Raw genomic sequence first — 8,755 nt, 5'->3', positions numbered from 1 at the left:
CCTTTCTTTTTATATAAGGAGGTAACATGAAGATTTTAATTTTAACAAACAGTGAATATAGTCATATACATGGAATCAAAAAATTTGTAGATAGTATATTGGATAGAAATCATCAAGTTACTATGTATGTTGGAAATGCATATACACAAACAATTAACAAACATGATAATTTGGTAGTTAAAACTTATCCAAAAGAAATATTTGAGAAGAATAGAAAAATGTTTCATGAAGAATATTCAAATTATATAAAAATGGATAGAGAATCTATCTATAGATCAAATAATGAAGAATTAGCAAAAATCCATATTGATACTTTAGAATACCATGTTAGAGCATCAGAAAACTATATAAGTAAAATCATAGACAGTGTTGCATTGGAACAACCTGATATTATTTTAAGAGATTCTTGTTCCTTATTTGCACGAAAAATTGCAGATTATTTAAATATTCCATGTATTGGATATGCTACAAGTTTAATAGTTCCAAGCTCAATTTTTTTTACTAATCCACGCTTTGCTGTTGAGTCTAGTTATGGTTATGATATGTCAAAAAGATCTGATGAAGAAGTTGAAGAATTAATTAAATTATTCATTGGAAATACAAAAAGAATATCAGAAAAATATAATTATAGATACCTGCCTCTCAACCATCAAGTAGATCCTGATGAAGAAATCAATTTTTCCTTTGGGTTGCCTGTTATTGAAAATTATGATAAACAAAAATACATTTTTGTAAAACCTACTATTTTTGAAGAAGATGATACTCATTTTAAAAAGAAAAATAACAACATTTATGTTAGTTCTGGTTCTGTGGTTGTTTTTCCCGCGCATATATACAAGAAACTTGTTAGTACATTAGCAAATAGCAGTTATCAAGTTCATATATCTTTTAAGTTATTAAATAGCGGTTTAGTAAAAATTCATAATACTCCTGATAATATATATTTCCATCATTTTATCGATCAAATTTCTCAACTAAAAAACTCTTGTGTTCATATTTCTCATGGCGGATATAATAGTCTCTTGGAATCCATTAAATATGAGGTTCCTTTATTGATTATACCATTACAAAATGATGAATACATGGATGCTAAAATAGTTGAACTTAATAAATTAGGAATTAGTTTGAGCACGCTTATGATCGATAGTCTCTCTCACATAGAATTATTAAAAAAAATAAATGAATTAGTTCTATCTGAAGAATATCTTTTCAATTTAAAGAAATATAAAAACAAATTAAAGAACATGCCTATTAATTGTTCGAAATTAATTGAAATAATAGAGAGTAAATTCTATGAAAAAGTATAAAATAATATATCAAAATACAGAAAATGACTGTGGACCAGCTTGTATAGCAACTATTTTAAATTACTATGGAAAAAATGTAAGTTTATCTAAGATAAAAAATACTAGTAATAATGATGAATTGGGCATGAACTTATATGATTTGCAGCTATCTTTTTCAAACTACGGAATAAAAACAAAAGTAGGAAAAATCGACATAAACCAATTAGAGAAAATTCCAAAACCATGTGTATTGTCTATATCACAAAATAAAAATCTCATTAATCATTATGTAGTTTTATTTTCTATAAAAAAAAATATTGCTACAATTGGAGATCCTTCTACAGGAGAATATACGATTCCATTGGAAAAAATAAGTTGTCAGAAAAAAATGACAGTTATTTTATGTGAGCCTACTAAGAAAATTGATGAAATTGATGAATCTCTTTCATTCTTATTTTTTTTTAAAAAATATATCAAAGAAAATAAAAAAACACTTTTTACAATTTCTTTAATATCGATGTTTTTAACTTTTATAACGATATTAGGAACATTTGTTTATGCTTATTTAATAGATACTGTACTACCAAAAAAGTCAATCTCATTAATGATTACTGGTGCAACATTATTCTTTCTAGTATACACAATTAAGTTTGTTGTAGACATAGTAAGACAAAGAATTATTATCAATTACTCTAAATACATCGAAAACGACATCATGGATCACCTTTACAAAAAAATGCTTTATTTACCTCAATCTTTTTTTGATAAAAGATCTATAGGAGATATAACATCAAGAATCAATGACGTATTTAATTTAAGAAGTATTCTATCTTCTACTTTAGTCAATTTTTTTATGGATATTATTATGCTACTCACAGGTCTGTTAACTTTAGTTTATATAAATAAAATTTTATTTTTTGTCGTATTTATACAAGTAGTTGCTTCCGGATTTAGTATGATTCTCTTTAAAAAAATTATGTACTCTCTCGATAAAATGAATAGAGAAAAAAATTCTAGACTAGAAGCAATAACAACTGAAACAATACTTGGAATGGAAAAAATAAAAACAAATTTAAAAGAAAAATATCAATTATCAAAACTATTGAATGTATATCATGATTTTTCTGATAACACTGCAAAGTACGGTAAGATAATAAGTTTAAGTTTAAATATTAACGAATATATTGGCAATGTCTTTAAACTACTTATTCTAGTAATAGGAGTCTTGTTTATTATAAGTAACAAGATCTCGTTAGGTGAGTTAATCACATTTTCTTCTTTAAGTACTTTTTTTATCTCTCCAATGAATAATATAATCAATACTTTACCTCAATTACAAAATGCTAAGATTATTTACGATAGACTCCTAGATATTATTGACAATAAAACTGAATATAAAAATTCGGGAAAATACTGTTTATCTAATTTTGAATCTCTAGTAGTTAAAGACGTATCATATAAATATGGTAACAAACCTATTTTATTAAATAATCTAAATTTCTCTGTTAAAAAAGGTGAGAAAATTGGTATTGTTGGACAAACCGGTGAAGGAAAAACTACTTTAGTAAAACTACTATATCGACTATTACCACTTCAAGAAGGAAATATATTTATCAATCAAAAAGATATAAAAGATTACTCATTAAAATCTATAAGAGAAAAAATTGGATATGTATCACAAAAACCATTTTTATTTAGAGGAACAATTCGGGAAAATTTAATAGGGAGTTCCGATGACTATTATTTGGAGAAAAAAATGAAAAGTTTAGCAAAAAAAATAGGGATACATGATCATATCATGGCTCTTCCTTTGGGCTACGATACTATCGTGTTTGAAGGAGGAAAATCATTATCTGGTGGACAAATTCAGAAAATTTGTTTCTTACAGCAGATTTTAAGAGATATAGAACTATTAATTCTAGATGAAGCGACAGCTTCAATGGATGCTTTCAGTGAAGACCAAGTAACCAACATTATTTCTTCATTGAATATCACAACCATAATAATTTCACATAAGTTAACTTCTGTAATAAAGTGTAATAAAATTTTTCTTCTTAGAGATGGTTTTTTTAGCGAGACAGGAAATCATAAAGAGTTATTAGAAAAAGATGGTATATATGCAAAATTATGGAAAACACAGATGTCTATAGGAGGCATATCAAATGAATAATTTTATTATGAATAATGATTACTTTATATGTAGAGAACCCCTAGGAAATGTTACTAGTTTATTAAATATTGAAAGAAACGGATCATTCAATAACAGTATCTATGACTTAATAAAAAATGATAAGCAGTTTTTATTAGCTGTATCAGCTGCAAGCCCAAACTTGGCTAATAGTCTTTTAGCAAACAACTATAATTCTAAAATAACAAACTCTTTACAAAAATATTTTCTAAGATATGTAACACGTGCTACGCCATTTGGATTTTTTTCTGCCACATCTATTGGAACAAATAAGTTATCACTCGCTAATAAAGCTCTATACAAAAATATCATAAGAGTAAGTGGATCTTGGTTGAATTTATTAATAAATGAAATTCAGAGTAACGAAATTTACTTATATAATTTAAAGGTTACATTAAATAATTCTTTATACCAAAATAATAATGAAATAATAAACTATTTTTCTTATAATAATGAAGGAGGTTTAAAGAAAAAGAAGATATTACTTAAGACTAGATTATTAGAACTCGTAACAGATTGTTGTAAAAATAAATTTATTAAAGTAAGTGAATTGTACGAAAAAATAACATCTAACAGTTTAGATAAACATCGATTTCTTAAATATATTAAAGAGTTGCTAGATATAGGAATTCTTCATAGCGAATTAACCCCTACTATGAATAGTAAGATGAATTTATTCGAAGATTTTTTAAATAAAGTAGAAAAATTTTATCAGCCTTATTCCCATATAAATGAATTATATGAAATTGCCCAATTGATAAATGACTTTAACAATGATTGCAACAGTGTTTGCGTTATACAAATTGTTAACAAAATGAAAAATATAGTAAAAAGTACACGTTACTTAGACTGTATAGTGATTAACAACTATATTATGGAGAATCCTAATTTCCATCGTGAAAAAAATACATTAGAAAAGTTTTTAAATAGAACAGCAACTATATCTAATTATTTTTTTAATTCCTTACACAAAGATTTAATTGATTATAAAGGAAAATATATTGAAAAGTTTGGATATGATAGAGAAGTTCCGTTTTACGAAATGATTGATAGCATTGGAGGGATAGGTATCCCTGAAACTTTAGAAATAGATATTGAAAACAAAGATGAATATCAAGAACTAGAATCTTATATAGTAAATTCATATACTTTAAAAAAAGTCATAGATTTAAATGATACATTTTTTCAACGATTATTTAGATTAGGAAAAAATTCTAATAATTGTGATACTTCCATTACAAATGAATTATTTGTAATGGACTTCGAATCTGAAATGGTTAGTAACACAGAAAAAACTATTTTTTTATCTCCAATAATCGGAGTAAGGCAAATAGGAAATACAATTGGAAGATTTTTTCTTGATTATCCAGCTCAAATACAAGATAGAATAAAAGACATGAATAACAAGGTTATAAAAAGATATGAAAAAGAAAAAATTGAACTAGTATCATTATTACCTTATTTTGGCAATTCTAGCGGAGAAGATTTAGTGCCTAACTATAGTTTTACTAAATCATCAACAGTCATTGGATATAATTGTTCAGATAAAGATATTAATCAGTTTGATTTAAATGATTTATTAGTTGGTATAGATAGAGAAAATGAGTTTTATTTTATTAATAGAAATAGTAATAACCAAATAAAATTTACAACTTTTAGTAACTTAAATAGCTTTATTGGTTCCAAAGCATATGATCTACTCTTACGATTATCATATGAACAAAGTACATTTTATATTATAGAATGTATTGTAAATATTTTGAGAAAGTTTAACTTGTCTTGCAGAGTTATTTATAAAAATATTCTTGTCGTTTCTAAAAAGATGGATATTTTTTATCCTATTAAGGATGTTCAAAAATTGAAGAAGAAAATTAGAGAAACGTTCAATTCTAAGTATTTTTATATACAAAATAATGATAATAGGTTATTGATAAATATGGATATTGATGATTGGTTTAACATATTTTTAGAAGAATTAAAACATCAGAAAAAAATATGTGTTTCTGAAGTAGAACCTCTGTTTTCTGATCTTCTTGAAAAAAATGCTCAGGATATTCAAATTAAAGAGAATGTTTATTCTTTTTTTAATTCAGAAAAACTGACTAATGTAAAAAGAATTGGACAGTACACTTCTTCTACATTAGAAGTTAGACGAGAATTACTACCTTTCGAAGAATGCACTCAGTTTAATATCTATATATCTAAAGAATATCAAAACTCTTTTATATTGAAAAAACTTAGTCCTTATATTAAACATTTAAAGACACAAGGACGTATAACCAAATGGTTTTTTATAAGATATATTGATTCTGACGGAGAACATTTAAGAGTTAGACTTTTCTCAAAGGAACAAGAAGCTTTCCAAAACTTCCTGTTTTTCTTAAATAAGAGCATTCAAGAAAAAATAATCTCTAAATATGAAATAAGTGTTTACAATAGAGAATTAGAACGCTATGAATGTATTAATAATTATGAATTAGTTGAAAATTATTTTTGTGAGCTTTCTGAAATTTCTTTAAAAATCTTGCAGTATAAAAAAGAATTAGAACTTCAAACTGTGATATATATTGTAAATTTAATAAATAAATTCCAACTTAACAAACAAAGAATAATACAGACAATGAGTGTGAATAAAAATATAGACAATGATAAAGAATTCCGAAATATAAAAGCTATTCTCTTAGAATCTTATCTAAATAATAAATATGTATTCTCTTATACTAGATTTGAAAAATATATCCTACAACTTAACAAAGATCATGTAAGTGAATTAAAAAAAAGAGAGATTTTATTTAGTCTAATTCATATGTTATGTAATAGGATTTATGGCCCAAACAAAGAGGCAGAAAGAAAAATTATTGATTATGTGAGAAAGTTTTTAGATCTCTCTTTACACTTAGGAGTATAATTTATGAAAAACAAAATCCTAAAAAAAATAGATTCCGATTATTCTTTCAGAAACTGTAGAGATTCTTTACTTTTGGATTACTATTATCGTGAATATTGTGGAAAATCCATTATAGATGATGAAACTATTTCTAGACTTTTGAATAGTGTAAAAATAAATTACTTATACATGGATAATGTTAACGGGCTCCCTCTGCTTGGAACATCTATAATTTGTTCAAAAGACATTATAGAAAGAAACATGTTTACAAAATTAAAGGGCAATACTGTATTACTACTAAAAAAAAAGATTAATTTACTTCAAAAAATGGATATATCTATGAAACGAGAAGAATTCATATCTGGCAATATAGGGCTAATTAATTTTGTTGCGCATAATTTTTTTGATGAATCAAAAGAGTTTTTATTGGAAGAATTAGAGCGAGTATATTTTTTAACAAACATTAATAATAGGATACCAACCTGGAAAACATCTAATAAAGAATCTAATTCTTTGGATTTAGAAAAAATGCCAAATGGACATTTAAGGTTTGGAATAGCACACGGAAGCTCAGGATTACTTATATTTTTAGTAAAATGTTTTAATAAAGGTATAGGTAACAAAGAGAAAAATTTAGAAAAAATAAAAGTTTTAACAGATTTTCTGTTGAAAGAAATGTATCCAGCCTTTTTTTGGCCTGCCAAAAAACCACTAGATGAAATTGGCATAAAAAAACAATATATATTTCCTAATCAATTAAGTTGGTGTTACGGGTCTTCAGGCATTGTATACTCTCTATATTTAGCGGCTCAAGCTTTAAAAGATTATAAGCTTTTGGAGTATGTATCTATCAAATTTTTAGAGAATACAATAGTAAATGATTTTGAACTTTTATTTGATAATTATTTTGTTTGTCATGGATATTTAGGGATGATGTTAATTTTACAAAAGATGGATTTGATTAATAATTCACTTTGGAACAGTTTTGAAAAAATAGTAGTTCAAGAGCAAAAAAACGATTATTCTTTGAAAGATAAATTTAATTTATTAACTGGTGAAACTTCAATTTTGTCTGGCCTGTTTTCTCTTATAAACACTAGAAAAAACGATCCACTAAAGCAGTTGCTTTTTTTAGAGGAGTGGTAATATGAAATATTTTATTTATTCAGGTAGCAAAAGGATTAATAGTGATTCGAATTTCATAGCTGAAAGACTAGCCGAATTAATACAAACATATAACCATTATTGTGTATATATAAATCCCATAAACACTGATATACTTGAAATTCAGGAGGACTTTAACACTAACTGGGATAAAAAACTTGATCAGTGGAAAACTGATTTATTAAGAAGTGATATAATTATATTCATTTGTCCTGTTTATCTACAGAACGTTTCCGGTTCATTCAAAATCTTTTTGGACAATATATCCCAATGGACTCATACAATGAGATTGGTTGGGAAAATAGGTATCCCTATTTTTGTATACTCTAGTAATTGTGGTACTATAGTATGTAGTTATGTAACTCGTATTATGGAATTTTTAGGGCTATATATTTTGAAATCTTATAAAATAAATTTGTCTTTGCAAAAAGAGGATAGCATAAATAGAGTATTTTTAGATATTACTAATGAAATTACAAAATTAAAGCATATAACGGTTTCTCAATTTCAAAATGAAATTTTTTTGAATTATAAAGAAGTATTTAAAAATAATCTGTTTAATAGAATTGAACAAAAGTATTGGAGTAACGAATCAATATTATCATACAACAGTTTTCAGGAATATTATGAAGAGAAGAGAAAGAATTAAACTTTCTCTTCTCTTCATAATATTTTATCTATAAACAAAACATCTCTTGATAAAATCACATGAATATTTTTATTTGTACTGTATAAGCTCAGATTTTTACTATACACTTCGGACATAATAAACTTTTATTGCATCAATCTTTTTGACTTGTTGATCAATCTTAAGTTGAATTAATACGAAACGAGTGACCTCATTCGTTGTTTCTTCTCCAAATAACAAGTAATGATTTGGTTGAGCTACATCTTGTGTCACGTTATGAATACGACCGATTGCTTTATATTGTACATGTGGATTATCCTCAATTCCATTTTCTTTCACACAACGATCCGTTAAATAAGCTTTAACCGATTGGTTCCGTTCGTACACATCCGTATAGTTTAACCATTTTTTCCCAAACTCTTTTAAAAGAGTTTTTATTGCTTCATTGATAGGATCTTTAGATATTTCTATTTGCTCTTCTTTTTCCATTTTTTCTGAATTACTTGAACTCGAATCGACTGCTTGTTTTTGTGTGGAATGAGCAGTCATTTTTTCGTTAGAAACCAACCGACTACAGCCAGTTAAACCAATCAAACAAAAAC

Annotated in this window: 6 protein-coding genes; 5 read left to right on the top strand and 1 reads right to left on the bottom strand. The window is 25.9% G+C overall.

Annotated features, from left to right (window positions below; translation table 11 throughout):
* Nucleotides 1-26: 26 nt before the first annotated feature.
* Genes EG2_RS17770 through EG2_RS17750 form a run of 5 tightly spaced genes read left to right on the top strand, consistent with a single transcriptional unit; the run spans nt 27 to nt 8,174 of the window.
* Nucleotides 27-1,307, top strand: coding sequence for a glycosyltransferase (locus tag EG2_RS17770; protein WP_060815647.1), 1,281 nt, complete (start codon nt 27-29; stop codon nt 1,305-1,307).
* The gene (locus tag EG2_RS17765; RefSeq protein WP_060815646.1) at nt 1,294-3,456 is read left to right on the top strand and encodes a peptidase domain-containing ABC transporter; all 2,163 of its coding nucleotides are present in this window, start codon (nt 1,294-1,296) and stop codon (nt 3,454-3,456) included. Before EG2_RS17770 ends, EG2_RS17765 begins: the two co-directional genes overlap by 14 nt.
* On the top strand, nt 3,449-6,382 hold the full coding sequence (locus EG2_RS17760) for a lantibiotic dehydratase (RefSeq protein WP_060815645.1): 2,934 nt from the start codon (nt 3,449-3,451) through the stop codon (nt 6,380-6,382). The genes EG2_RS17765 and EG2_RS17760 overlap by 8 nt, the downstream gene beginning before the upstream one ends.
* Nucleotides 6,383-6,385: 3 nt before the next feature.
* Nucleotides 6,386-7,507, top strand: a complete 1,122-nt coding sequence (locus EG2_RS17755) for a lanthionine synthetase LanC family protein (protein ID WP_060815643.1) — start codon at nt 6,386-6,388, stop codon at nt 7,505-7,507.
* Between the two features lies 1 nt (nt 7,508).
* Nucleotides 7,509-8,174, top strand: coding sequence for an NAD(P)H-dependent oxidoreductase (locus tag EG2_RS17750; RefSeq protein ID WP_060815641.1), 666 nt, complete (start codon nt 7,509-7,511; stop codon nt 8,172-8,174).
* A 99-nt stretch (nt 8,175-8,273) separates the two neighbouring features.
* Here the strand turns inward: EG2_RS17750 and EG2_RS19865 are convergent.
* A partial coding sequence (locus EG2_RS19865) for an EF0163 family protein (protein WP_322786846.1) occupies nt 8,274-8,755 on the bottom strand: 482 nt, incomplete at its 5' end.

It is taken from the genome of Enterococcus gallinarum NBRC 100675, from assembly GCF_001544275.1.
GTDB lineage: Bacteria > Bacillota > Bacilli > Lactobacillales > Enterococcaceae > Enterococcus_D > Enterococcus_D gallinarum.
This window is presented reverse-complemented; position numbering and strand designations above follow the sequence as displayed.

What these genes read in the sequence shown, in the direction of transcription:
- EG2_RS17750 (WP_060815641.1), top strand. Translation starts at nt 7,509, where the DNA reads ATGAAATATTTTATTTATTCAGGTAGCAAAAGGATTAATAGTGATTCG.
- EG2_RS17755 (WP_060815643.1), top strand. Translation starts at nt 6,386, where the DNA reads ATGAAAAACAAAATCCTAAAAAAAATAGATTCCGATTATTCTTTCAGA.
- EG2_RS17760 (WP_060815645.1), top strand. Translation starts at nt 3,449, where the DNA reads ATGAATAATTTTATTATGAATAATGATTACTTTATATGTAGAGAACCC.
- EG2_RS17765 (WP_060815646.1), top strand. Translation starts at nt 1,294, where the DNA reads ATGAAAAAGTATAAAATAATATATCAAAATACAGAAAATGACTGTGGA.
- EG2_RS17770 (WP_060815647.1), top strand. Translation starts at nt 27, where the DNA reads ATGAAGATTTTAATTTTAACAAACAGTGAATATAGTCATATACATGGA.